Genomic DNA, 22,634 nt, shown 5'->3' with positions numbered 1-22,634 from the left:
GGCCTCGTGTCCGAGCGCCTCAGCGGCTCGGTGAGGCGGGTGCCGTGGTCGAGGGCCGGCTTCGTGGTCAACGACCTCGCGGCGTGGGCGGTGTCACTCGCGTTGGCGACCGTTCTGCGCTACGACGGTGCGTTCGACCGGCTCGACCCGCGCGGTCTGCTGATCGTCGTCGGTGTCGCGGTGGCGTTGCAGCTGGTCCTCGGCTTGGCAGCCAAGCTGTACCAGGGCGGCTACCCCGTGGGGAGCTTCGACGAGGTGGTGATGCTCGCCGCCGTCGGGCTGAGCATCGGCGCCTGCCTCCTCGTACTCGACCTGCTCGCGGTTCCTACCCGGTTCGTGCCGCTGAGCGTGCCGTTCGGCGGCACGTTCGCGGCGGTCATGGGCATGGTGACGGCTCGGGCCGTCATCCGCACTCTGCGCGAGGGGACGGCCCGCCCGACCGGTGGTGCCCGCACCCTGGTCTTCGGCGCGGGTGACGGTGGTCAGCAGCTCGTGCGGTCGATGCTGACCGATCCGGAAAGCCCGTACCTGCCGGTTGGGCTGATCGACGACGACCCGAACAAGCGGCACTTGCGGATCAGCGGAGTCCGTGTCCTCGGCACTCGACACGACCTGGCTCGGATCGCTCGTGAGGTGGGAGCCGAGGTCCTGGTCGTGGCCATCCCGAGTGGCGAGGCGCCGCTGTACCGCGAGGTCGGCCGAGAGGCCCGGCGGTGTGGACTGGAGGTGAAGGTCCTGCCGCGGCTCAGCGAGCTGCTCGCGCCCAGCCGCATCTCCATTCGCGACGTTCGAGACATCGACGTGACCGACCTGCTCGGTCGGCACCAGATCGACACCGACATCCAGGCCATCGCCGGCTACCTCACCGGTCGGCGCGTGCTGGTGACCGGCGCGGGCGGTTCCATCGGCGCCGAGCTGTGTCGCCAGATCTCGCGGTTCGATCCCGCCGAGCTGATGATGCTCGACCGCGATGAGTCGGCGCTGCACGCGGTGCAGCTCTCGCTCACCGGACGCGCCCTGCTCGACACCGGCGAGGTCATCCTCGCCGACATCCGCGACCGCGACCGCATTCTGTCGCTGTTCGAGGAACGCAGGCCGGAGGTCGTCTTCCACGCCGCGGCGCTCAAGCACCTGCCGATGCTGGAGCAGTATCCCGAGGAGGGCTTCAAGACGAACGTGCTCGGCAGCATCCATGTGCTGGAGGCGGCCGCGAAGACCGGTGTCGAGCGCTTCGTCAACATCTCGACCGACAAGGCCGCGAACCCCACGAGCGTGCTGGGGCGCAGCAAGCGGATCGCCGAGCGGCTGACGGCCTACTACGCGCGCCTGACCGGAAACACCTACCTCAGCGTGCGCTTCGGCAACGTCCTCGGCAGTCGCGGGTCGGTGCTCACCGCGTTCGCCAAGCAGATCGCCGAGGGTGGGCCGGTCACCGTGACGCACCCGGAGGTGACCCGGTACTTCATGACCATCCCCGAGGCGGTCCAGCTGGTCATCCAGGCCGCGGCGATCGGTCGTGGCGGTGAGGTGCTCATCCTCGACATGGGTGAGCCGGTGCGCATCGTCGACGTCGCCCGTCAGCTCATCGAGATGGCCAACGAGGACGTCGAGATCGTGTTCACCGGTCTGCGGCCGGGTGAGAAGCTCCACGAGGAGCTGCTCGGCGAGGGGGAGACCGACCGGCGTCCGCACCACCCGCTGATCTCGCACGCCGAGGTTCCCGAGCTGTCTCCGGACCAGGTGGAGCTGGCCGACGTCATCGGGACAAAACGTAAAGACCTGCTAGATTGCGCCGACGGACGACCGGTGGATCCCGTCGATGTCAGCTCGTCGCGCTGAGACCGCTCGGGTGCGCAGTGCCTTGGCTCGGTGGGATCGCACGGCTCGGTCCGACGGCGTGACCTGCCGCCTCCACGTTCAGGTTGCTGGGACAAGATGACTGCGAGTGCCACTTCGACCAACCCGAGCCCGGGCACCCGGAAGGCTGTCCACGTATCGGTCGTCCATCCCTCGACCGACATCCGCATCTTCCACAAGCAGTGTCGCTCGCTCGCGGCGGCCGGCTACGACGTCACGCTCTTCGCGCGCGCCGAGGGGCCCTACGAGGAGGACGGTGTCCGGGTCGTCCCGGTGCCGCGGCCGCGTTCCCGGGCGGCCCGGATGACGGTCGGTGTGTGGAGCCTGCTGCGGCCCTTGCTGGCCGAGCGCGCCGACATCTACCACCTCCACGACCCTGAGCTCATTCCGCTGGGGATAGCGCTGCGGGCCCGTGGACACCACGTGGTGTTCGACGCGCACGAGCCGCTGCCGTCGCAGGTCATGGGGAAGCACTACATCCCGCGCCCGCTGCGACCGGCGGTGGCGTGGGGAACGCGGCTCCTCGGCCGGATCGCTGGTCGTGTCCTCAGTGCTGTCGTGGCCGCGTCGCCGCTCGTCGCCGACGTCTACGCCCACGCGCGGCGCATGGTCATCGTCAACAACTTCCCGATCCTCGACGACAGCGGCGTCGACATCCCGTACGACGAGCGTCCTCGCGGGTTGGTCTACGTCGGCGCGATCACCGAGCTGCGCGGCCTGCCGAGCATGCTCGAAGCGGCCAAGGCGGCCTACGCCGCGCACGGCGAGAAGCTCACGCTCATCGGACCGTTCCAGCCGCCCGAGCTGCAGGAGCGCCTGTCCGATCCGGACGTCGCGGCGGCGGTCGACTACGTGGGCGTCCAGCGACCGGCAGATGCCCGGCGACTGGTGGCCGAGGCGAAGGTGGGCCTCATGGTGCAGGTGGGGCCCAAGGCGTACGAGAACAATCTGCCGACGAAGATCTTCGAGTACATGGCCGAGGGTGTGCCCGTGGTGGCCTCGCACTTCCCGCTGTGGCGGCAGATCGTCGAGGACGTCGGCGCGGGTGTCGTCGTGCCTCCCGAGGACGCCCAGGCGGTGGCCGAGGCCGTGTGCAGCCTGTTGGCCGACCCCGAGCGGGCCCGCGCGATGGGGGAACGGGGACGCAAGGCGGTCCACGAGAAGTACTCCTGGGAGGCCGAGGCGCGCACGCTGCTCTCCCTCTACGAGAGTCTCCTGGCGGGAGAGTCCCCCACCCACGCGCCATGACACTGGTGGGCATCCGACGGGTCGCGCGTGCGGCGAAACCAGGCGGCGCGCGACGCGGCGTCGTCGAGATCGTGCTCGGCACGGTCGTCGGGCAAGGGTTGCTCGTCGCCGTCTCGCCCCTGCTGTCCCGGCTCTACGCCCCGGGTGACTTCGCCGTCCTACAGATCTTCACCGGAGTCGTGGCGACCTGCGCCGTGCTCGCCAGCCTGCGGCTCGAGCTGGCGATCCCACTGGCCAAGGACGCCCACGAGACGCGCGCTGTGCTGCGCGCGGGCCTTCTCGGCACGGTCGTCGTCGCCGTCCTCATCTGGGTCGTGGGTGCGGCGACCGCGGACCTGTGGGCGACCAGCGAGACCTGGGCGACGCTCGCGGACCTGTGGTGGCTGGTGCCGGTGACGGTGGCGGCCATCGCGGTCTTCCAACTCATCAGCGCGGTGCTGGTGCGCGCCGAGCGCTACCGCGACCTCGCCGGCCGCAACGCCGCCCAAGGAATCGGCACCACACTCACCCAGCTCGGTCTCGGCGCACTGGGCATGCGGCCGCTCGGGCTCCTCCTCGGAATGAGCCTGGGCCGGCTGGCGGGCTTGGCGTCCATCGCCCGCCGGCCACTGATCGAGCAGGATGACGAGCCACGCCGTCCGGTCACTGTGCGTGACGTGGGCGCGGCGTTGGCGCGGTTCCGGCGGTTCCCGCTCGTCACCACCTGGACGGCGCTGCTCAACAACATCGGTCAGTACGCGCCGTACGTCGTCTTCGCGCTGGCGTTCGGACCCGACCCCACAGGATGGCTGGCGTTCACCACTCGACTGCTCGCGCTTCCGGTCACCGTCGTAGGGCAGGCCGTCGCGCAGGTGTTCCTGGGCCGCGGCGCGACCGCGCGACGAGAGAACTCCGGGCGGCTCCCTCAGCTGACCTGGCTCGCCGTCCGCAGGCTCGCCCTGCTCGGCGCGGGGCCGGTGGTGGTGCTCGCCGCGTTCGGCCCCTGGCTGTTCACGTGGGTCTTCGGCGCGCAGTGGGAACGCGCCGGCACCTACGCGCAGGTGTTGGCGGTGGCGTTCCTCCTGCAGTTCGTCGCCAGCCCGGTCTCGAACGTCTTCAACCTCGTCGGTCGCCAAGGTGTGGCGCTGGTCTGGGAAGCTGTGCGACTGGTGGTCGTGGTCGTCGCGCCACTGATCGTCGCGTGGATGGGAGGATCGGACGTGGCGGGAGTCGCCGCCTACGCGGGTGCTCTGGGCTTCTCCTACGCTGGGGTGCTCCTGCTCGTTCGGTGGGTGCTCCGCCGTGCGTAGGGTGAGCCCGCCGCCGCAGATGACCCGGCTGCGTTGGAGAGGCGTCGGCTGGCTGGTCGGCTATGCCGTCGCGCTCGGGCTCGCGCACGCCCTGGTCATCGCGCCGGCGTTCGGCTACATGGGCTTCGAGAACGTCCCACCCAACATCCTCGTGGCCATCGTGCTGGTGCCGACGTACGTCGTGTGCGCTCGGCGCTTGCCCGTCTCCTGGGAGCGGCCCTCGGCGGTCATCTACTGGATGCTGTTCCTGCTCGTCGTCGCGCCGGTGCACGTCATCGTCGTGTTCACCAGCGAGCTCACCGCCGAGCTCTGGCTCATGGTGGGCGCCGTCGCCGCCGCGTTCTGGCTGTTGGGCTTCATCTACTCGGTCCCGCTCCCCTCGCCGCATCGACGCAGGCCGTCGCCCAGGGTGTACTGGCTGGCGTTCAGCCTGCTGTGGTTGGCGCTCGTCGGCACCGTGATCTCCTACTACGGCCTGCAGTTCCGGTTCGTGGCGCTGTCGGAGATCTATGAGGTCCGCGACACGTACCGGGACTCGTTCGAGTACGTGCCGCGGGTCGCGCGCTACGCCATCACGTGGCTCGGCAACGCGATCGCGCCGATCGCCATCGGGCGCGGGCTGGTCACCCGCCGCTGGCTGTGGGTGGTGCTCGGTGTGGTTACCGAGCTGTTCCTGGTGTCCATCACCGGCTTCAAGCAGATGCTGTTCGCCTCCGCTCTGGTCGTCGCGGTCGTGGTCTTGGTGCGGGCCACGGACGTCAAGCGGGTCGGCGAACGCGTCGTCGTGCTCGCGACGACGGGCATCGTCCTCGTCACCATGCTCGACTTCCTGCGTGGCGCGACGTCGCTCACCACGATCGCGGTGCGCAGGTTGATCCTGACGGCCGGCATCAACACGAAGTACTACTTCGACTTCTTCACCGACCACCCGTTCGTGTACATGGGGCACGGCCTCTTCAAGCGGTGGGTGGAGTACTCCTACCACCTGCCGCCGCCGTTCCTCATCGGCGAGGTCTACTTCGGTGACGCCAACCTCAGCGCGAACGCCAACATCTGGGCTGACGCCTACGCCAACTTCGGGCTGGTCGGTGTCTTCGGCTACACCGCGGTGCTCGCCGTGGCGTTGCTCTTCGTCGACACCGTCGCCCAAGGCGTCACGAGAGGCCTCGCCGTCGCGGGCCTGGCACAGTCGGCGTTCAGCCTCTCCAACACGGCGCTGCCGACCGTCTTCCTCACCCATGGCATGCTGCTGGCGATCGTCCTCATCGCCTTCATGCCCACGGAGTCCTCGTCGGGCGAGGACGGCTGGCGGTGGGGACGTCTTTTCGTTCGGCGACGTTCGACCGCGGACGTGCAGGACGCGGTGGCGTCGTCCGATCAGGCGACCGGTCGTCCTGAGACCAGTCGCCCCGACCCAGCAAGCCGTCCTGACCCAGTAAGCAGTCCTGACACAGTAAGCAGTCCTGACACAGCGCGTCCTCACACAGCAAGCCGTCCCAACACAGGAAGCGAGCAGGATCCGTGAGCCAGTCTCGCCTCAGACACGTGCTCGTCCTCAACCAGTTCGCCCTGCCGCGGACGGAGGGCGGAGGGACCCGTCACGTCGAGCTGTTCGGTCGCCTGCGGGGATGGACCTCGCTGATCGTGGCCGGCAACCGCAACAACTACACCCGTCGGAAGTACCACCACCGCGCCCCCGGCTTCGTCACGGTGCCGGTCACCTCGTACGAGGGCAACGGCCCCAAGCGCATCCTCAACTGGCTGTCCTACACCGTCGGAGCCATCTGGGTGGGTCTCCGGCAGCGGCACGTCGACCTCGTCTACGCCTCCAGCCCGCACCTGCTCACCCCGCTGGCCGGTTGGTTCCTCGCCAAGGTGCGGCGAGTACCGCTCGTCGTGGAGATCCGCGACCTGTGGCCGCGGTCGTTGGTGGAGTTCGGCTTCCTCCGGGAGGGGTCACGCCTGCATCGTGTGTTGACGGCTGTCGAGGGCTTCGTCTACCGCCAGGCCGCCCGGATCGTCGTCGTGACGACGGGATGGGAGGACCACTTTGCGTCGTTCGGTCTCCCCCCGGAGAAGATCGTCGTCGTCACCAACGGCGCGGAACCCGAGGACTTCGTCCCGACCGTGGACAGGGACACCGCGCGTCGCGAGCTCGACGTCGACGGCACCGTGCTGGTCTTCGCCGGCGCCCACGGCCCCAAGGACGGTCTCGACGTCGTCCTGGACGCCGCGGCGCTCGTGCCGAACGCCACGTTCCTGTTGGTCGGCGACGGGTTGGAGAAGAAGCGGCTCCAGCAGCGGGCCCGTGACGAGGGTCTGAAGAACGTGCGCTTCCTCGACCCCAGGCCCAAGGAGCGACTGGCGGACCTGTTCGTGGCCTGCGACGTCGGCTTGCACATCGTCGCGCCGGTCGAGCTGTTCCAGAAGGCGATGAGCCCCAACAAGCTCTACGACTACATGGCCGCCGGTCTGCCCGTCATCACCAACGCGGGTGGGGCGATGGAACGGCTCGTGCTCGAAGCCGGTTGCGGGCTCAGCGCGTTCGCCCGACCTGGCTCGGACCCGGCTCGGGTGCTCGCGGACTGCGTCGAGCAGCTCGCTGATCAGCCTGTGGATGAACGGGCGGCCATCGGACGCCGTGGCCGCGATTATGTGGAGAGGAACGCGTCGCGGACGGTGATGGCGGCCCGGCTCGAGGACGTTCTCGACGCCGCGACGCGGTGATGGCTGACCGGCGCGGGGAGACGGAGGACGAACGCGTGGGGCGAAGGAGACGGGGGGCTGTCGCTGCCGTCCTCGCGGCCACCCTCTGTCTGAGCACGGCGTGCGCCGACGCCTCGCGGGTTCAGCAGAGCATTCGCGCGCGCGGACTGTCGTCCACCGCGTCGCGGCCGCCGATCGACCGGCCGTTCCCCAAGGTGACTCCGTCGCCGCTGCCGCCCCAGCCGGTCAACGCTGGCTTCGAGCTCGGCGGAGACGGTCCGTGCCCACCCCGATGGAGCTGTGACCGTGAGGGACAACCGTCGGCGACCGTCAGCGACGACGTTCCCTACAGCGGGAAGCGAGCGCTCCGGGTGACGTCTCGCGCCCCCGAGGATCGCTTCACCTTGCGCAGCGGCCGGCTCCCCGCGCTGCCCGAACGCACCTACACGGCGACGTTCTGGCGCCGCTCGTCAACCGCGGGCCCGGACGGTGGGGAGTCGGTGCGGTTGGCCTTCTACGACCAGCGCCGCCGGCTGCTCGGCTCCCAGAGCAACCGCACGGGCACACCGGAAAAGGACACGTGGGAGGCGGTCTCGGTCCACGCCGACGCGCCTGCCGGCACCGTCTGGGTGGAGGTGGAGATCTCGGTGACCGGCGCGGCGCGGACCGTCTGGCTCGACTCCGTCTCTCTCCGCCACAGTCCCATCCTGGAGGTGTGGGGCGGGACCGGCGTGCACCGTGGACGACGCGCCGACACCTTGTCGTTCCAGCTCACCACCCCGACGCCCGGCGGGGTGTACATCGGGACCATCGACGCCTTCGGGCAGCGGCTGCGGGTGAGCGGTCCGCGCCGGATGGAGAGCGAGCGGGGCGGCATGCTGGCGTACTCGCTGCAAGGCTCGGCGCGCTTCGACCCCTCGACGGAGACCATCCTGATCGAGCCGGGTGAGCCGGCGACGATCGAGGTGAGGGGACGTTTCACCCCCACGCCCGGCACCGGCTTCCCGCGGGCGACCCTGCGGGATCCCGTCGCCCAGGCGACGTTCGTCGTCTTCGTGGCGGCGCGGAACTACGACAACGGTGACGCGACGGCGCAGCTCCCCGACCGCCACGAGGTCCAGGCGGCGGTGGAGCGGGTCGCCGCGTACCTGCGGGGGCGGATGACGAAGAGCGGCGGATGGGCGGTCGCTCATCCGTACTGGCCGGGCCAGCTCCGGGAAGACCCTCAGGCGATCGCGTTCCTGGTGCAGGGCTACCTCAAGCGCGCCCGAGCCACGGACGATCCGGCCGACGCCGCGATGGCCAGGCGCGGACTGGACTGGCTGGTGCGCCACCAGCGCAAGGACGGCGGCTTCGGGCTGCCGTGGGCGTTCGGGTCACGTCAGGGCCACTTCAGCGAGCGCGCCCACTACCACGGCCGCGGCTACACCCACGCCGAAGGGGAGCCGCTCGCCGTCGTCACGATCGCGGCTGCCAGCGCGCTCTTGGAAGGCTTCAAGGTCTTCGGCGACTCCCGCTACCTGGCCGCGGCCTTGCGCGCCAAGGACTACTTGCTCGCTGGCCCGAACGGCTTCCAGTGGCTTGACGCCGAGAAGACCCGCGGCAGCATCCCGTACTGCAACCTGGAGCCCGTCCTCCCACGCGACGACCCTCGGGTACGAACCCACGACGTCCTGCCGGCGGTCCGGAACACCTCCGTCGAGGTCTACAACATCGACGGGGCGGCGCTGTCGTTCCTCACCGCGTTGTACGTCGAGACCGGTGACGAGCGGCTGCTCACCTACGGTGACGCCATCGCCACCAACCTCGCGCAGCGGATACGACCCGACGGCATGACCCCGTACGCCTGGTTCAAGCCCTCCCCGCACTCCGGTGGCTACGTCAACATCACGCTGTCCGGACTCCTGGAGTACGGCGAGATGCGCGGCCGCGAGGACTGGGTCGCTCAGGCTGGTCGAGGCTTCAGCTGGATGGCGAACCACGCGCGCGGCGACCTGATCCCCACGGAGGGCTACGCCTCGGTCTACGGGCTCAACCTGTCGCTCGACGTCGCCCGGTACGTTTCCACCGCGCTGAAGCGGCAGAAGCCGGACGGGTCGTTCAGCGGCGGGACAACGACCCGCTACGACGCCGTCATGTTCGCGATCCTGTCCGACCTGCTGCTGTCCATGGGGGAATGACGTAAGGGAGGTTCGCTCCGATGTCCCCGTCTGGTCCTGCCGCGTCGGCTCTGGCCGTCGACGGTGGCCCGCCCGTCCGCACCGAGCCTTTCCCACCCTGGCCGTTCATCGCCGACGACGAGATCGCGGCCGCCGTCGAGGTGCTGCGGTCTGGCCGGATCAACTACTGGACCGGTGAGGAGGGCCGGGCGTTCGAGCGCGAGTTCGCCGCGGCCATCGGCGCGGCGCACGCCGTCGCGGTGAGCAACGGCACGGTGGCGCTCGAGCTGGCCTTGCGGGCGGTGGGGGTCGGCCCCGGCGACGAGGTGGTCGTTCCCGCCCGCACGTTCGTCGCGACCGCGAGCGCGGCGGTCGCCCTGGGTGCTCGGCCGGTCGTGGCGGATATCGATCCCGTGACACAGACGCTCACCGCGGACACGGTCCGGGCCGTTCTCACGCCGAGGACTCGCGCGATCGTTCCGGTCCACCTCGGCGGTTGGCCCGCGCCGATGCCTGAGCTGCTCGCGCTCGCGGACGAGCACGGTCTCGTCGTGGTGGAGGACTGCGCCCAGGCACACGGGGCAACGCTCGACGGCCGGTCGGTGGGCACCTTCGGACACGCCGCCGCCTGGTCCTTCTGCCAGGACAAGATCCTCACCACCGCCGGCGAGGGCGGCATGGTGACGACGAACGACGAGGCGGTCTGGCGCGCGGTCTGGGAGTACAAGGACCACGGCAAGAGCTACGACGCGGTCTACCACCGCGCGCACCCGCCGGGGTTCCGTTGGCTCCACGAGTCGTTCGGCACCAACGCTCGCATGACGGAGGTGCAGGCGGCGCTGGGCCGTCGGGCGCTGGCCAAGCTACCCGAGTGGACGCGGCGGCGCCGCCACAACGCGGCCATCCTCGACGACGGGCTGGCCGACGTCCCAGGCCTGCGCGTCGTCGTCCCGCCACCGAACGTGGGCCACGCCTACTACAAGTACTACGTCTTCGTGGAGCCGGAGCGACTGGCGCCGGGCTGGGACCGGGACCGGATCATGACCGCGGTCGAGGCGGAGGGCGTGCCGTGCTTCCAGGGCGCGTGCGCCGAGATCTACCTCGAGAAGGCGTTCGACGTCGTGGGCCGGCCGGCGGAGCGACGTCCCGTCGCGCGCAAGCTGGGCGAGACGTCGCTGATGTTGCTCGTGCACCCCACGTTGGACGACGACGCGATGAAGGACACCGTCGCGGCCCTCACCAAGGTGATGACCGTTGCCACCCGGTCATAGCGGACTTCGTTACCCTGAACGCCCATGACCGCCCTCTCCTCCGGCTTCGTGGCGGCGAGCGCCGACGTCGACGAGCGTGCCGTCCTGGGCGCCGGCTCGTCGGTGTGGCACCTGGCCCAGATCCGCGAGAACGCGGTTCTCGGACCCGGGTGCGTGGTGGGTCGGGGCGCCTACATCGGTGCGGGCGTTCGGATCGGGGCCAACGTCAAGATCCAGAACTACGCCCTGGTCTACGAGCCGGCTGTCCTGGAGGACGGCGTCTTCGTCGGACCCGCGGCGGTGCTCACCAACGACGAGTACCCCCGGGCGGTCGACCCGTCGGGCGCGCTGAAGCGAGCCGGTGACTGGGAACCCGTCGGCGTGACGGTTCGGGAGGGCGCCTCGCTCGGCGCCCGGTCCGTGTGCGTGGCCCCGGTGACGGTGGGGCGGTGGGCACTCGTGGCCGCGGGTGCGGTGGTGACCAAGGACGTCCCCGACTTCGCGCTCGTGGCGGGTGTGCCCGCGCGGCAGATCGGCTGGGTGGGCCGCGCCGGTGTTCGACTGGTCCCTGAGCCGTCCGACGCCGACGCTTCCGCCGACGGCGCCAACGGAGGGTCCCCGCGCTGGTGGCGCTGCCCGCGGACCGACGCCCGGTACGTCGAGGTGGACGGCGTCCTGCGAGAGGTGGACGACGAGGTGCGCGTCGACGGTCGTCCGGCCTGCGACAGCGAAAGGAAGCCGTGATGACGGAAGGCGCCATCCCAGTGGCGCGACCGCTGATTGGGGATGAGGAACGCGCGGCGGTCGACCGGGTGCTGCGTAGCGGCATGGTCGTGCAGGGGCCGGAGGTCGCCGCTTTCGAGGAGGAGTTCGCGGCCCTGGTCGAGGGGCGGCCGTGTGTGGCCGTCAACTCCGGGACGAGCGCGCTGCACCTGGGCTTGCTCGCGGCAGGGGTGGGCCCGGGCGACGAGGTGATCGTGCCGTCGTTCACCTTCGCGGCGACAGCGAACGCGGTGGTGCTCACCGGCGCGACGCCGGTCTTCGTCGACATCGAGCCGGACTACTTCTGTGTCGACCCGGAAGCGGTCGCCGCCGCGGTGACCTCCCGTACGGTCGGCATCATGCCGGTTCACCTCTACGGTCACCCCGCGGACATGGACGCACTCCGCGCGATCGCTGATCGGCACGGTCTCGCGTTGTTCGAGGACGCCTGTCAAGCGCACCTTGCGCGCTGGCGCGGTCGGCCTGTCGGTGCCTTCGGGGACATCGCGGCGTTCAGCTTCTATCCCACCAAGAACATGACGACCGGTGAGGGCGGCATCGTCGTCTGCGCGGACGAGACGGTCGCTCGGAAGGTGCGGCTGCTGCGCAACCAGGGAATGGAGCGTCGGTACGCCAACGAGATCGTGGGCTTCAACACCCGGATGACCGACATCGCGGCGGCGATCGGCAGGGTGCAGTTGACGAAACTCCCCGGCTGGACGGAGCAGCGTCAGCGCAATGCCCGCTACCTCGACACCGAGCTGGCGAACGCCGCGCCCGACGTGGTGGTGCCGAAGGTCGCCGAGCACGCCGAGCACGTGTACCACCAGTACACGGTGCGCGTGCCGGACCGTGACGAGGTGCAGGCGCGGCTGGCTGAGGCGGGCGTGAGCACCGGCGTCTACTACCCGATCCCCGTCCATCGGCTGCCGTCCTACGCCGATCGCACGGGATCGCTCGATCTCCCCGTGACCGAGCGCGCCTGCCGCGAGGTGATCTCCCTGCCGGTGCACCCGAGCTTGTCCAGCACCGACCTCGACCGGGTCGTGGCGGCGGTCGCCAAGGCGGTGGCGGCGTGACGACAGGAGGCGTGAGCGAGTCGTGACGAGTGGGTGGGGAGTTCCGCGGTGAGTGTGTTGCGCGCCGGTCTCATCGGTCTCGGCATGATGGGCCGCCACCACGCCCGGGTCCTGCGCTCTCTGGAGGGGGTCGAGCTCGTCGCCGTGGCCGACCCCGCGGGCGACCCGCACGGCGTCGCGGGCGGTCTTGAGGTCCTGCCCGACGTGGAGAAGCTCATCGCTACCGGTATCGACATGTGCGTGGTGGCGGTGCCGACGGCGTTCCACGAGGAGGTGGGCTTGGCGCTGGCCGAGGCGGGCGTCCACACCCTGGTCGAGAAGCCGCTGGCCAGCAGCGTCGAGGCCGCCGCCCGGTTGGCGGAGGCGTTCGACAAGGCCGGAGTGGTCGGCTGTGTCGGGCACATCGAGCGCTACAACCCCGCGCTGCAGAACCTGAGGGCGCGGCTGGAGCAGGGCGAGCTGGGTGAGATCTACCAGGTGGTCACCCGTCGCCAAGGTCCGTTCCCCAACCGCGTCGCCGACGTGGGCGTGGTCAAGGACCTCGCCACCCACGACATCGACTCCACCGCGTGGGTGACCCAACGCTCCTACCGGTCGGTGTCGGCCCGGACCGCGCACAAGAGCGGTCGGCAGCACGAGGACCTCGTCGCCGTCGTGGGTGAGCTGTCCGATGGCACGGTGGTCAATCACCTGGTCAACTGGCTGTCGCCGATGAAGGAGCGGGTCACGGTGGTGACCGGGGAGCGGGGCGCCTTCGTGGCCGACACGATCTCGGCGGACCTCACCTTCCACGCCAACGGTGTCCAGCCGCTGGAGTGGGAGGCGATGGCCTCGTTCCGCGGCGTGACCGAGGGCGACATGATCCGGTACGCGATTCCCAAGCCGGAACCGCTGCGCACGGAGCTGACCGCCTTCCGCGACGCCGTCCTGGGTCGCGAGGTGCCGGGGACGGGTGCGGTCGTCGGGATGTGGGAAGGGCTCGCCATCGTCGAGGTGGCCGAGGCGATCCTGGCGTCCGCCGCGGAGGGGCGCACTGTGGACGTGCGACTGGAGGCCCGCCGCGTCGGTTGACCGCCTCGGGCGGGTCGCCGCGCTGACGACCCGGTCCGTCACATCGGGGTCGGGCGGCTCGTCCTGGGTTGTGGAGGGCTCGCACACAGCGGCCCCGGAACCCAACGGAGGTGGTCCGAGATGCCTCGTATCCCTGCCCGGCCCGCGAGCAAGGTCGGCCTCTTCACGCGCGTCCTCTTCTGGTACTCACGTCGCCGTTTCGGGGCCGTGCTCGAGCCCTTCGCCGTCCTCGCGCACCATCCCAAGCTGCTGTGGGCATTGGCGATCTTCGAGATGCAGCTCGTACCGGCGGCCCGGCGACTGCCAGCCAGCCTGCGGGACCTGGCTGTCTACCGGGTGGCGACCCAGGTCGGCTGCTCGTGGTGCGTCGACTTCGGCACCATGCTGGCTCGGCTGCAGGGCCTCGACCTGGACAAGCTGACCGCGATCGACTCCTATCCCACCTCTCCGCGCTTCACCGAGCTGGAGCGCGCGGTGCTGGCCTACGCCGACGCCATGACCGCCCAGCCCTCTCGGGTGGAGGACGACATGGTGGCCCGCCTCGACCGCGAGCTCGGGCACGACGGGCTCGTGGAGCTCACCTTCGTCATCGCGGTGGAGAACATGCGGGCGCGCTGCTTCCACGCGCTCGGGATCACCGACCAGGGGTTCTCCAGCGGAGACGTCTGCGCTGTCCCGCCGTCCCGCCGCACGGCGAAGAGCGTCAGCTGAGCTTGTCGAAGCGCACCCGGGTCAGCTTGTCCGGGTTGACGATGTCGTAGATGGCGGCGAGCCGGTCTCCTCGGAACGCGAAGGTGGAGACTCGGGGCGTCATCGCCTCCCGACCGTCGCCGGTGGGCTCGGTCCCGAGGATGAACCCCAGGTCGCCGTTGACCAGGACCGGGCGGGCCAGCTCCAGTCCTTCGTCGCCGTAGCGGCGCACGAGGCCCAGCAGGAAGCGGGCCACGTTGTCCGCGCCGGAGACCACCCGCAGCGCGGTGCGCTCCTTGCCGCCGCCGTCCCCGATGAGCTCCACATCCGGGTGCAGCAACCGGACGACCTCGGCGACGTCCCCCGAGGACAGGGCGGCCAGGAACGCCGTCAGGACCCGCTGCTGCGCCGCCAGTTCAATTCGGGGTGGCGGCTCGGCCTCGGCCACCAGGCGACGGGCTCGCGAGGCGTGCTGCCGGGCCGCGGCCGAGGAGCAGCCCAGGATCTCGGCGATCTCGGCGAACGGGACCCCGAACGCGTCGTGGAGCACGAACGCCACCCGCTGCTCGGGGGTGAGGCGGTCGAGCACGACCAGTGCCGCCATCCGCACACCGTCGTTCCGCACGACCTCCTCGAGCGGATCGCGGCTTGCTTCCGCCGTGGGAGTGAGCGGGCTGACGATCGGTTCGGGCAGCCAGGGGCCGACGTAGTGCTCCCGCTGCGCCGCCGCGGACCGGATGCGATCCAGGCAGATCCGCCCGACGACCGTCGTCAACCAGGCCCGGAGGTCCTCGATCGCGTCCCGCGCGGCCGGATCCAGGCGGGACAGCCGCAACCACGCCTCTTGGACGGCGTCCTCGGCGTCGGCCACGATCCCGGTGAGCCGGTAGGCGACCCCGAGCAGGTGGCCGCGGTGTTCGGCGAATCGTTCGGCGAGGACGTCGTCGGAGACGGGCATGCTCCGATCATCCCGCACCGGGGTGTGGTCGAGCCGGGCTTGTTGTCGACGCCACCGTCACCCCCGACGCCCCGGGGCGTCCGGGGCCCGGACGGGTGGGGCTCCGGACGCGATCACTCGTACGACACCTGGACGTCGGGGACGCCGCGCGCCAGCGCCATCCGAGCCGCCTCGTCCTCCACCGCGGCCCTCACCTGGCGCCGCATCGACCCGAACGCCTCGATCGTGAGCGTCAACCGCTTCGCGCCCGTCGCGGTCCGTCCTCCCGCCCGCGCTCGCCAGGTGCCGGTGATCTCGCCGTCGACGAAGACCACGCCCGGATTGCCGAGGATCCGCCACACCTGCTTCCGCCGAGCGGGATCGGGCACGAGCACCGCGCGGTCACGACCCTGCAGGAGAGGGTCGTACGCCGGAAGCAGCCGGACGTATGTCGGGGGAGGCGGGTCGCGAAGCAGGTCGAGCCGGTCGGGGAGGATCCAGCAGCGGCGACCGTCGACGGACACCTGGGCGGCGTCGTCCGGCCACACGGAGCGCAGGTGGGCCCCCGTGGTGCCGAGGTAGCCGGCCGCGTCGGTGAGGGTGGCCGGACCGTGCAGCCGCAGGTAGGCCCGGAGGACCTCGGTCGTCCCAGCCGCCTTCGTCGGGATCCGAGGGCGCCCTTCGAGCGGGACGAGCGTCAACGGCGACTGGTCGGGCACATGCCGCACCCCGGCGAAGAGCCCCGCCTGCTGGAAGATCCCGACGTAGACGTGGACGGCCTGGCACGGACGGCACTCGTAGGACAGTGCCTCGGGCAGGCGTGCCGTGACCGCCGCGCACCTCTCCCTTGCTGAGTGGTCTCCTCACGACGGACCGCAGGGCCCTCGCCACCGCGCTGAAAGCGTCCAACGCGGACATGTCGGCCGCACGGAGAGCGGCGCGCTCGGCTGGCAGCCGGCTCATGGCGTCCGCCTCATTGAGCGGCCACAGCGCGCTCACCAGGCCCGGCAGGTCAGCTCGCCGGTGCAGGTGCGGCGCTCCCCGAAACGACCACAGCAGCGCGAAAGTCTCGTCGTCGGTGAGCGGGTCGTCCTCACCGCGGGGGACGTCGGCGAGCCGGGCCGCGACCGCCAGTCGTGCCGACTCTCCAGCGCTCTGCACGCCCAGGTCGAGGACAGCCAGGTCAGCGGCTGCCTTGGTGCGGCGGTCCAACCCGTGGGCCGCCGCCCGGTAGGCCATCACCTGCGCACGGGTCACCTCGAGAACCATGGGAGTGAGCCTTCGCTCGTCGTCCTCATCGCGTCACGCCGTCGCGGCGTCGGAGGCGCGGGAGGGATCGGGCTCGAGGGTGTAGTCGAAGGTGTAGGGCATGGCCGACGTACCCTCGCTGGCCTCGAAACCACCCTGGCCACGAAGACCACGCAGCTCGTCGGTGCCAGAGCCGGCGACGACTGTCCAGCTGGTCCGCACGGTCGTGCCGTCGAAGCTGCCCGTGTGCTCCAGAACGAAGCTGCCGCGCCGGCCGTCGACGGTCCCCGTGACCTGCTCGTAGCCGTGGTAGTGGCCCGAGCCCCAGCCGGGGCCCTCGCCGGAGTAGTACAGCACGTAGTGGGCGGCACTCGAGCCTTCGATGAGTCCTTCGTAGGCGTTCGTGACGCGTGCGTGGCTGACGCTCGGCCCGGACTGCTCCGGACGCTTCTCGTCCCAGCTGCTGGTGGTGAAGGTGCCGCACGGTGTCGTGCTCACGGTGGCCTCGATTCGTCACGGGCCTCGGCGGGTGCCCGAGGCGGGAGGACGACCGTAACCCCGACCACCGACAGAGGATGGGTTCCATCGCCGAGCGGTCGCGGGGGACGCGGTGACGCGAGCGTGGGTCACCGGCGAGACGACAGGCCGGAGCGGAGCCGTTCGACCGCCTCGACGAGTACCTCGTCCCGCTTGCAGAACGCCCACCGCACCAGGGGCCGCCCCGCCTTCTTGTCGTCGTAGAACACCTCGTGCGGGATGGCCACGACCCGGCAGCGCTCCGGCAGCATCCGCGCGAACTCGGTGCCGTCGTCGTAGCCCAGGGGGCGGACGTCGGTCGTCACGAAGTAGGTGCCCTTCGGAACGAACACCTCCAGGCCGAGCGACCGCAGCCCGTCGCACAGCAGGTCCCGTTTGCGCTGCAACGAGTCTCGCAGCGACGCGTAGTAGTCGTCGCCCAATCGCAAGGCGTGCGCCACCGCCGGCTGGAACGGTCCTCCGGAGACGTAGGTGAGGAACTGCTTGGCGGTCCGCACCGCCGTGACCAGCTCCGGTGTCGCACACACCCAGCCGATCTTCCAGCCGGTGACCGCGAAGGTCTTGCCAGCGCTGGACACGGTGACGGTCCGTTCCCGCATGCCGGGAAAGGTCGCCAGCGGGATGTGAGGCACCCCGTCGTAGGTGAGGTGCTCGTACACCTCGTCGGTGACGACGAGCAGGTCGCGCTCGCAGGCGAGCTCGGCGATCGCGGCGAGCTCGTCCCGGGTGAGGACCGTGCCCGTCGGGTTGTGCGGGCTGTTGATCAGCAGGAGCTTGGTCCGCGACGTGATCGCCGCCCGCAGGGCGTCGATGTCGAGCCGGAAGTCCGGTGGCCGAAGCGTCACCGGGACCCGACGTCCGCCGGCCATCGCGATCCCAGCCACGTAGGAGTCGTAGTACGGCTCCAGCGCGACCACCTCGTCACCGGGTTCCACCAGCGCGAGGAGCGCGGCCGCGATCGCCTCCGTCGCACCGGCGGTCACCAAGACCTCGGTGTCGGGGTCGAACTCCAAGCCGTAGAACCGCTTCTGGTGGTCGGCGATCGCCTGGCGGAGCGGAGCGATGCCGGGCCCGGGCGGGTACTGGTTGTGCTCCCCGGAGCGGATCGCCGCGACGGCCTCCTCCAGCATCGTGGTTGGGCCGTCGGTGTCGGGGAAACCTTGGCCGAGGTTGATCGATGACGTGCTGACCGCGAGCGCGGACATCTCTGCGAAGATCGTCGTGCCGAGTCCGTGGAGCCGGGCGGCCATACGTGGATGCGTCACGCTCCCCGAGCCTAGAGCGGATCGAGGGCGCCGTGGGGTGTCCGAGGCTGGCCGTCTCGCGCACGTCCGCTCACTCGTCCGGTCTGTAGCACCGCGCCGGCCGATGATGGGAGGGTGCTGCCGGTACGACGCGGCCCGGCACGACGGCCAGGCCGGCGGGGCGAACGGCTGAGGGAGGAGACCATGACCGAGTGGAAGCCACCGGAGGACGACCGGCCCGACAAGAGTTCGCTCCCGCCCATGCCGGTGTGGCCGGAAAGCGAGGATGACGCGGTCCCGATCACCGAGAAGCCGACGACGGTGCGGGTCGCCGTCATCCTCATGTACGTCGGAGCCGCGCTCTCGGCCCTGGTTCCGCTCAGCGCCTTCGGCTCCCGCTCCCAGCTGCGACCCGCTGCGGAGCAGGCGCTGCGCGCTCAGGGGCGGCCGGCCGGGGCTGAGGAGGTCGAGGCGCTGACCAACGCCATGCTCACCTCCATCGTTGTGTTCGGCCTGATCATGGTCGCCGTCTGGGTGTTCATGGCGGTGATGAACGGCCGAGGCAAGCCGTGGGCCCGGGCGACGGCCAGCGTGCTCGCCGTCCTCAATGTCTTCTTCAACATCCTGGGCCTGTCCTGGTTGGGCCTCGCGCTGATCGTGGTCGGGGTCGTCTCCGCGGCGTTGCTGTGGGTTCCAGCGTCGCGGCCCTGGTTCGAGAGCGCACGACGAATCTCCGTCTGACGCCGTCTGATCACGACGAACGCCGGCCTCATCACGACGAAGGCGCAGAGGACGACGGCGCAGCCACGACAGGGACGCAGCTCATCCCGAAGACCCCAGCTCACGACGAAGGACGCAACTTGCGACGAGGGAACCGCATGCCGACCGCTCTCATCACCGGATCCACGGCCGGGATCGGCCGCGCCTTCGCCGAGGCGCTGGCGGCTCGCCGCTACGACCTCGTGCTGGTCGCACGCGACCTCACTCGGCTCGGTGCCGTCGCGGAGGAGCTCTCCAGTCGCTACACCGTCCACTGTGACGTCCTGTCAGCGGACCTCGCCGAGCCAGCCGCGGTCCGCGCCGTGGAGAACCGGATCGCAGACACCTCACCTGACCTGCTGGTCAACAACGCGGGCTTCGGGCTCGGCAGCCGGTTCCTCGACACCCCGGTCGAGGAGGAGGAGCGTCTGCTCGACGTGCTCGTCCGCGCGGTGCTCCGGCTCACCCGGGCCGCCCTGCCGAGCATGGTCGCGCGGGGGTCCGGGGCGGTCGTCAACGTCTCGAGCGTCGCTGGCTTCGCCCCCTACGGCACCTATGGGGCGGCCAAGGCCTGGGTGACCAGCTTCACCGAGGCCGTGGCCAACGAGGTCGCGGGCACCGGAGTCCGCGTCGTCGCGGTGTGCCCGGGCTTCGTCCGCACCGAGTTCCACCAGCGGTCCGGCGCCTGGCCGAAAGGGCTGCCGGGGTGGATGTGGCTCACCTCGGAGGACGTCGTCTCCGCGACGCTGCGGCACCTCGACGCGGGGCGGACGTCCCCGGTGCTCGTCCCGACGTTGCGCTATCGGCTGGTCGCCGGGGCCGCGCGGCACCTCCCCCGCCCACTCGTGCGTTCGGTCTCTCGGAGCCTGCGCATGCGTCGCCGCTGACGGCGACGACGCGCTCCGAACGGTGCGGGTCGACAGGGTGGGGAAGGAGAACGCGTGGTCGCGGATCGCCCTCGGGTCGGCGCCTGGGCGGGGCTGCTCGCCGCCCTCGTGGCACTGGCCGTGGTCGTCGGTGCGTTCGCCTGGGTCGCCGATCGGTGGTTCGGTGTCGGTGTCCCGGGGAGCCAGTGGTTCAGCCGGGTCGACGAGCCTGGTCCCCGGCCGGCCTTCAAGCTTCCGTTCACCTGCGGTGAGCGGTGGCGCCTGAGCACCTACCGCGGGCACAACCCGGACGAGAAGAAGCTGGACATGTTCCGGATGGACGGCCCGACCGAGGGAGCGCCGGTGCGAGCCTCGGCGCCTGGACGGGTCCGACAGCTGGTCCGCCCCGGTGGTGTCAAGATCGACCACGGCGGCCGCTGGTACACCCTCTACCTCCACATGACCGACATCTCGGTCCGACCCGGCGAGGAGGTCGTCCAAGGTCAGGTGATCGGCCGGGTCGGAGCGGTCGGTACCCACACGGCCCACCTGCACTACGAGCAGCTGTTCGACCAGGACGGCGACGGCAACGCCCGAACGTGGGAAATGGTGCACTCCGTCCTCGAGGGGCAGCGGCTCAACCTGAGTCCCGACGGACCGTTCCCCGTGCTGCGGAGCACGAACGCGTGCGGGTGAGGTTGACCAGTCCGACGCGGCCCGTGCGGTCAGCCCGTGCGCTGAGGCCCGTGTGGAGGACTGTCGACGCGAGCCATCCCACCCGCCGGCCGGTGCGCCGTGATGGGGTGCCGCCTTATGCTTCCGGTCCGTGCCCAGTGATCGTGACGAACTTCTGGACCGCATCAAGACGTCGGCCATCGTTCACCAGCGGGTGACCCTGTCGTCGGGGCAGACCGCCGACTACTACATCGACCTGCGCCGCATCACCCTCGACGGCGCGGCCGCTCCCCTGGTCGGCCGGGTCATGCTCGACCTCACCCACGACCTCGAGTACGACGCGGTGGGTGGGCTGACGCTCGGTGCGGACCCGGTCGCCACGGCCATGCTGCACGCCGCCTCGTCGCGAGGTCGCCGGCTCGACGCGTTCGTCGTCCGGAAGTCCGAGAAGCAGCACGGGCTGCAGCGCCGCATCGAAGGGCCGGACGTCACCGGGCGCCGCGTCCTCGCCGTCGAGGACACCTCCACGACCGGGACCTCGGTGCTCACCGCCGTCGAGGCGCTTCGGGAGGCCGGCGCTGAGGTCGTCGCGGTGGCGGTGCTGGTCGACCGCAACACCGGGGCTCGGCAGCGCATCGAGTCCGCGGGGCTTGAGTACCGGTTCGTCTACAGCGTCGGTGACCTCGGACTGAGCTGAGGAGGTCCGCGTGGTGACCACGGTCCGCGCACGCGGAGGAGTCGACACGCAGGGTCGGATCCGATCCCAGCTCCGCCCGGCTCCCGCGCGGTTATCGTCGACTCGGTTCGGTCAAGACAGGCCGGCGGTCCCGTGGAGTGAGGAGCTCATGTCGACTGGTGCGCGGCCGTCCAGCAGCGGGGGTGCCGCATGATCTGGATCATCGTGGCCGTCGTGCTCATCGCCACGCTGGTGCTCTGCGGTGTCGCCTCGTACGACCGTTTCCACAGCCAGCGCTGGCTCGTTCGCGAGTCCTGGCTCCAGGTTGACGTCGAGTTGCACCGCCGGTACGACCTCATTCCGGCGCTCGTCCAGCGAGTTCGCGCTCACCTCCACCTGCCACCGAGGTTGGTGGAGGATCTGGAGCGTCACGGCGCACCCCACGACCGCGAGGGCATGACGGTGACGGAGCGAGCGCGGCGAGAGTCGGCGCTGGTGGCGGCCCTGCGGGAGCTGTTCGACCTCGCGGAGCGGTGCTCCGCGCTTCGGCGGGACCGGGAGTTCACCGATCTCCAACGGCAGCTGGTCCAGATCGAGGACCGCATCGCCGCGGGGCGTCGCTTCTACAACGCCAACGTGCGTGCCTACAACACGCGGGTCGAGAGCTTCCCGACGAGCCTGCTCGCCGCGCGCTTCGGCTTCACCCCGGCGGAGCCGTTCGAGGTGGCCGACGGCGATGTGCGGTCGGCGCCGGTGCGCGACTTCGACGACGAGCCCGTCTCGGTCGCCCGTCAGCCGATCGACCACACGTTCGGTCGCTGACCTCGCGGTCGTGCGACGTCGTGGTCCCGCCCGGGGTGGTACACGCGTCAGCGTCGGTCGTGGACCGACGCCGTGGTCGGGCTCGCTGTCCTGGCCCGCTCCTTGCGCAGCTGGAGCCGGGTGCGGAGGAGTTCGACGCCGATCGGGATGACGGAGACGAGCACGATCGCGACCAGGATCGCTTCGATGTTCTGGCGGAAGAACGCGATCTGCCCGAGGAAGTAGCCGCACACCGTGACACCGGCGCCCCACATCACGCCCCCGAGGGTCGTGTAGATCGCGTACCGGCGGACGTCCATGCGACCGACGCCCGCCATGACGGTGATGAAGGTGCGGACGATCGGGACGAAACGGGCGAGCACGATCGCCCGTGCGCCGAAGCGTTCGAAGAACTCGTGCGTCTTGTCGACGTACTCGCGCTTGAACAGGCGGGAGTTCTCGCGGTTGAAGATCGCCGGGCCGGCCCGGTAGCCGATCCCGTAGCCGACGAGGTTGCCCGTGCACGCCGAGATCACGATGAGTAGGCAGGCCAGCCACAGCGGTGTGTCGATGAAGCCGGTCGCGATGAGCAGACCGGCTGTGAACAGCAGCGAGTCCCCGGGCAGGAAGAAGCCCAGGAGCAGCCCGCACTCGACGAACACGATGACGAGGACGCCGACCAACGCGTACGGGCCGAGGGCGTCGAGGATCTTCTGCGGATCCAGCCAATCCGGTCCGAGCGCGACGATCGACGTGGTCCCAGGTGGCGTCGTGAACACC

At 70.4% G+C, this 22,634-nt stretch carries 20 protein-coding genes and 1 pseudogene; 16 read left to right on the top strand and 5 right to left on the bottom strand.

All coding sequences use genetic code 11. The features are described 5' to 3' along the window. The first annotated feature begins 6 nt into the window (after nucleotides 1-6). The 11 genes from DFJ64_RS07490 (at nucleotide 7) to DFJ64_RS07440 (ending at nucleotide 14,132) form a co-directional block, all read left to right on the top strand. Nucleotides 7-1,839, top strand: coding sequence for a polysaccharide biosynthesis protein (locus DFJ64_RS07490; protein ID WP_115849800.1), 1,833 nt, complete (start codon nucleotides 7-9; stop codon nucleotides 1,837-1,839). 96 nt (nucleotides 1,840-1,935) lie between these two features. Beyond that, the gene (locus tag DFJ64_RS07485) at nucleotides 1,936-3,105 is read left to right on the top strand and encodes a glycosyltransferase (protein WP_115849799.1); all 1,170 of its coding nucleotides are present in this window, start codon (nucleotides 1,936-1,938) and stop codon (nucleotides 3,103-3,105) included. Beyond that, complete coding sequence (locus DFJ64_RS07480) at nucleotides 3,102-4,394, top strand: lipopolysaccharide biosynthesis protein (protein WP_170152535.1); 1,293 nt, start codon at nucleotides 3,102-3,104, stop codon at nucleotides 4,392-4,394. Before DFJ64_RS07485 ends, DFJ64_RS07480 begins: the two co-directional genes overlap by 4 nt. After that, entirely contained in the window at nucleotides 4,387-5,919 is a 1,533-nt protein-coding gene (locus DFJ64_RS07475) for a hypothetical protein (protein ID WP_147304629.1), read from the top strand. The genes DFJ64_RS07480 and DFJ64_RS07475 overlap by 8 nt, the downstream gene beginning before the upstream one ends. Continuing rightward, nucleotides 5,916-7,121 (top strand): glycosyltransferase family 4 protein, encoded by a 1,206-nt coding sequence (locus DFJ64_RS07470; protein WP_115849796.1) that lies wholly within the window; start codon nucleotides 5,916-5,918, stop codon nucleotides 7,119-7,121. The genes DFJ64_RS07475 and DFJ64_RS07470 overlap by 4 nt, the downstream gene beginning before the upstream one ends. Before the next feature lie 35 nt (nucleotides 7,122-7,156). After that, nucleotides 7,157-9,280 (top strand): prenyltransferase/squalene oxidase repeat-containing protein, encoded by a 2,124-nt coding sequence (locus tag DFJ64_RS07465; protein ID WP_170152534.1) that lies wholly within the window; start codon nucleotides 7,157-7,159, stop codon nucleotides 9,278-9,280. Nucleotides 9,281-9,300: 20 nt separating this feature from the next. Next, nucleotides 9,301-10,530 (top strand): DegT/DnrJ/EryC1/StrS family aminotransferase, encoded by a 1,230-nt coding sequence (locus DFJ64_RS07460; RefSeq protein ID WP_115849794.1) that lies wholly within the window; start codon nucleotides 9,301-9,303, stop codon nucleotides 10,528-10,530. Nucleotides 10,531-10,554: 24 nt separating this feature from the next. Then, nucleotides 10,555-11,253, top strand: a complete 699-nt coding sequence (locus DFJ64_RS07455) for an acyltransferase (RefSeq protein WP_115849793.1) — start codon at nucleotides 10,555-10,557, stop codon at nucleotides 11,251-11,253. Beyond that, on the top strand, nucleotides 11,253-12,350 hold the full coding sequence (locus DFJ64_RS07450) for a DegT/DnrJ/EryC1/StrS family aminotransferase (protein WP_115849792.1): 1,098 nt from the start codon (nucleotides 11,253-11,255) through the stop codon (nucleotides 12,348-12,350). Before DFJ64_RS07455 ends, DFJ64_RS07450 begins: the two co-directional genes overlap by 1 nt. A 48-nt stretch (nucleotides 12,351-12,398) precedes the next feature. Next, the gene (locus DFJ64_RS07445; protein ID WP_115849791.1) at nucleotides 12,399-13,421 is read left to right on the top strand and encodes a Gfo/Idh/MocA family protein; all 1,023 of its coding nucleotides are present in this window, start codon (nucleotides 12,399-12,401) and stop codon (nucleotides 13,419-13,421) included. 120 nt (nucleotides 13,422-13,541) lie between these two features. After that, nucleotides 13,542-14,132, top strand: a complete 591-nt coding sequence (locus DFJ64_RS07440) for a carboxymuconolactone decarboxylase family protein (RefSeq protein WP_115849790.1) — start codon at nucleotides 13,542-13,544, stop codon at nucleotides 14,130-14,132. On the opposite strand, the gene DFJ64_RS07435 is transcribed toward DFJ64_RS07440, so the two are convergent. The 4 genes and pseudogenes from DFJ64_RS07435 to DFJ64_RS07420 form a co-directional block, all read right to left on the bottom strand. Continuing rightward, entirely contained in the window at nucleotides 14,125-15,069 is a 945-nt protein-coding gene (locus DFJ64_RS07435; RefSeq protein WP_115851903.1) for a sigma-70 family RNA polymerase sigma factor, read from the bottom strand. The two genes, DFJ64_RS07440 and DFJ64_RS07435, sit on opposite strands and share 8 nt — an antisense overlap. A 113-nt stretch (nucleotides 15,070-15,182) precedes the next feature. Further along, nucleotides 15,183-16,287: pseudogene (locus DFJ64_RS20150) on the bottom strand (winged helix DNA-binding domain-containing protein). Between the two features lie 63 nt (nucleotides 16,288-16,350). Then, nucleotides 16,351-16,794, bottom strand: coding sequence for a DUF3224 domain-containing protein (locus tag DFJ64_RS07425; RefSeq protein WP_170152533.1), 444 nt, complete (start codon nucleotides 16,792-16,794; stop codon nucleotides 16,351-16,353). A gap of 128 nt (nucleotides 16,795-16,922) precedes the next feature. After that, a complete protein-coding gene (locus tag DFJ64_RS07420) occupies nucleotides 16,923-18,083 on the bottom strand; it encodes a pyridoxal phosphate-dependent aminotransferase (protein ID WP_115849788.1) in 1,161 nt (386 codons plus the stop codon). A 198-nt stretch (nucleotides 18,084-18,281) separates the two neighbouring features. On the opposite strand from DFJ64_RS07420, the gene DFJ64_RS07415 reads away from it, so the two are divergent. The 5 genes from DFJ64_RS07415 to DFJ64_RS07395 all read left to right on the top strand — a co-directional run bounded on the left by DFJ64_RS07415 (nucleotide 18,282) and on the right by DFJ64_RS07395 (nucleotide 21,875). Further along, the gene (locus tag DFJ64_RS07415) at nucleotides 18,282-18,818 is read left to right on the top strand and encodes a hypothetical protein (protein WP_115849787.1); all 537 of its coding nucleotides are present in this window, start codon (nucleotides 18,282-18,284) and stop codon (nucleotides 18,816-18,818) included. 137 nt (nucleotides 18,819-18,955) lie between these two features. Further along, nucleotides 18,956-19,723: an SDR family NAD(P)-dependent oxidoreductase gene (locus DFJ64_RS07410; protein ID WP_115849786.1), complete on the top strand. Its 768-nt coding sequence runs from the start codon at nucleotides 18,956-18,958 to the stop codon at nucleotides 19,721-19,723. Between the two features lie 54 nt (nucleotides 19,724-19,777). Beyond that, nucleotides 19,778-20,398: a M23 family metallopeptidase gene (locus DFJ64_RS07405; protein WP_115849785.1), complete on the top strand. Its 621-nt coding sequence runs from the start codon at nucleotides 19,778-19,780 to the stop codon at nucleotides 20,396-20,398. Nucleotides 20,399-20,528: 130 nt separating this feature from the next. After that, entirely contained in the window at nucleotides 20,529-21,074 is a 546-nt protein-coding gene (pyrE, locus tag DFJ64_RS07400; protein WP_115849784.1) for an orotate phosphoribosyltransferase, read from the top strand. A gap of 189 nt (nucleotides 21,075-21,263) precedes the next feature. After that, nucleotides 21,264-21,875, top strand: a complete 612-nt coding sequence (locus tag DFJ64_RS07395) for a LemA family protein (RefSeq protein ID WP_115849783.1) — start codon at nucleotides 21,264-21,266, stop codon at nucleotides 21,873-21,875. 47 nt (nucleotides 21,876-21,922) lie between these two features. On the opposite strand, the gene DFJ64_RS07390 is transcribed toward DFJ64_RS07395, so the two are convergent. Further along, nucleotides 21,923-22,633, bottom strand: a complete 711-nt coding sequence (locus DFJ64_RS07390) for a DedA family protein (protein WP_115849782.1) — start codon at nucleotides 22,631-22,633, stop codon at nucleotides 21,923-21,925. Between the last annotated feature and the right edge of the window lies 1 nt (nucleotide 22,634).

This window comes from Thermasporomyces composti (genome assembly GCF_003386795.1).
GTDB classification, from domain to species: Bacteria; Actinomycetota; Actinomycetes; order Propionibacteriales; family Actinopolymorphaceae; genus Thermasporomyces; species Thermasporomyces composti.
The sequence above is the reverse complement of the archived record's forward strand: the minus strand, read 5'-3'. Positions and strand labels throughout refer to the sequence as shown.

Bases quoted from the DNA above. Each gene is read 5' to 3' on its own strand.
- DFJ64_RS07460 (WP_115849794.1), top strand. From the start codon at position 9,301: ATGTCCCCGTCTGGTCCTGCCGCGTCGGCTCTGGCCGTCGACGGTGGC.
- DFJ64_RS07410 (WP_115849786.1), top strand. From the start codon at position 18,956: ATGCCGACCGCTCTCATCACCGGATCCACGGCCGGGATCGGCCGCGCC.
- DFJ64_RS07485 (WP_115849799.1), top strand. From the start codon at position 1,936: ATGACTGCGAGTGCCACTTCGACCAACCCGAGCCCGGGCACCCGGAAG.
- DFJ64_RS07440 (WP_115849790.1), top strand. From the start codon at position 13,542: ATGCCTCGTATCCCTGCCCGGCCCGCGAGCAAGGTCGGCCTCTTCACG.
- DFJ64_RS07480 (WP_170152535.1), top strand. From the start codon at position 3,102: ATGACACTGGTGGGCATCCGACGGGTCGCGCGTGCGGCGAAACCAGGC.
- DFJ64_RS07455 (WP_115849793.1), top strand. From the start codon at position 10,555: ATGACCGCCCTCTCCTCCGGCTTCGTGGCGGCGAGCGCCGACGTCGAC.
- DFJ64_RS07450 (WP_115849792.1), top strand. From the start codon at position 11,253: ATGACGGAAGGCGCCATCCCAGTGGCGCGACCGCTGATTGGGGATGAG.
- DFJ64_RS07435 (WP_115851903.1), bottom strand. From the start codon at position 15,069: ATGCCCGTCTCCGACGACGTCCTCGCCGAACGATTCGCCGAACACCGC.
- DFJ64_RS07395 (WP_115849783.1), top strand. From the start codon at position 21,264: ATGATCTGGATCATCGTGGCCGTCGTGCTCATCGCCACGCTGGTGCTC.
- DFJ64_RS07420 (WP_115849788.1), bottom strand. From the start codon at position 18,083: ATGGCCGCCCGGCTCCACGGACTCGGCACGACGATCTTCGCAGAGATG.
- DFJ64_RS07415 (WP_115849787.1), top strand. From the start codon at position 18,282: ATGACCGAGTGGAAGCCACCGGAGGACGACCGGCCCGACAAGAGTTCG.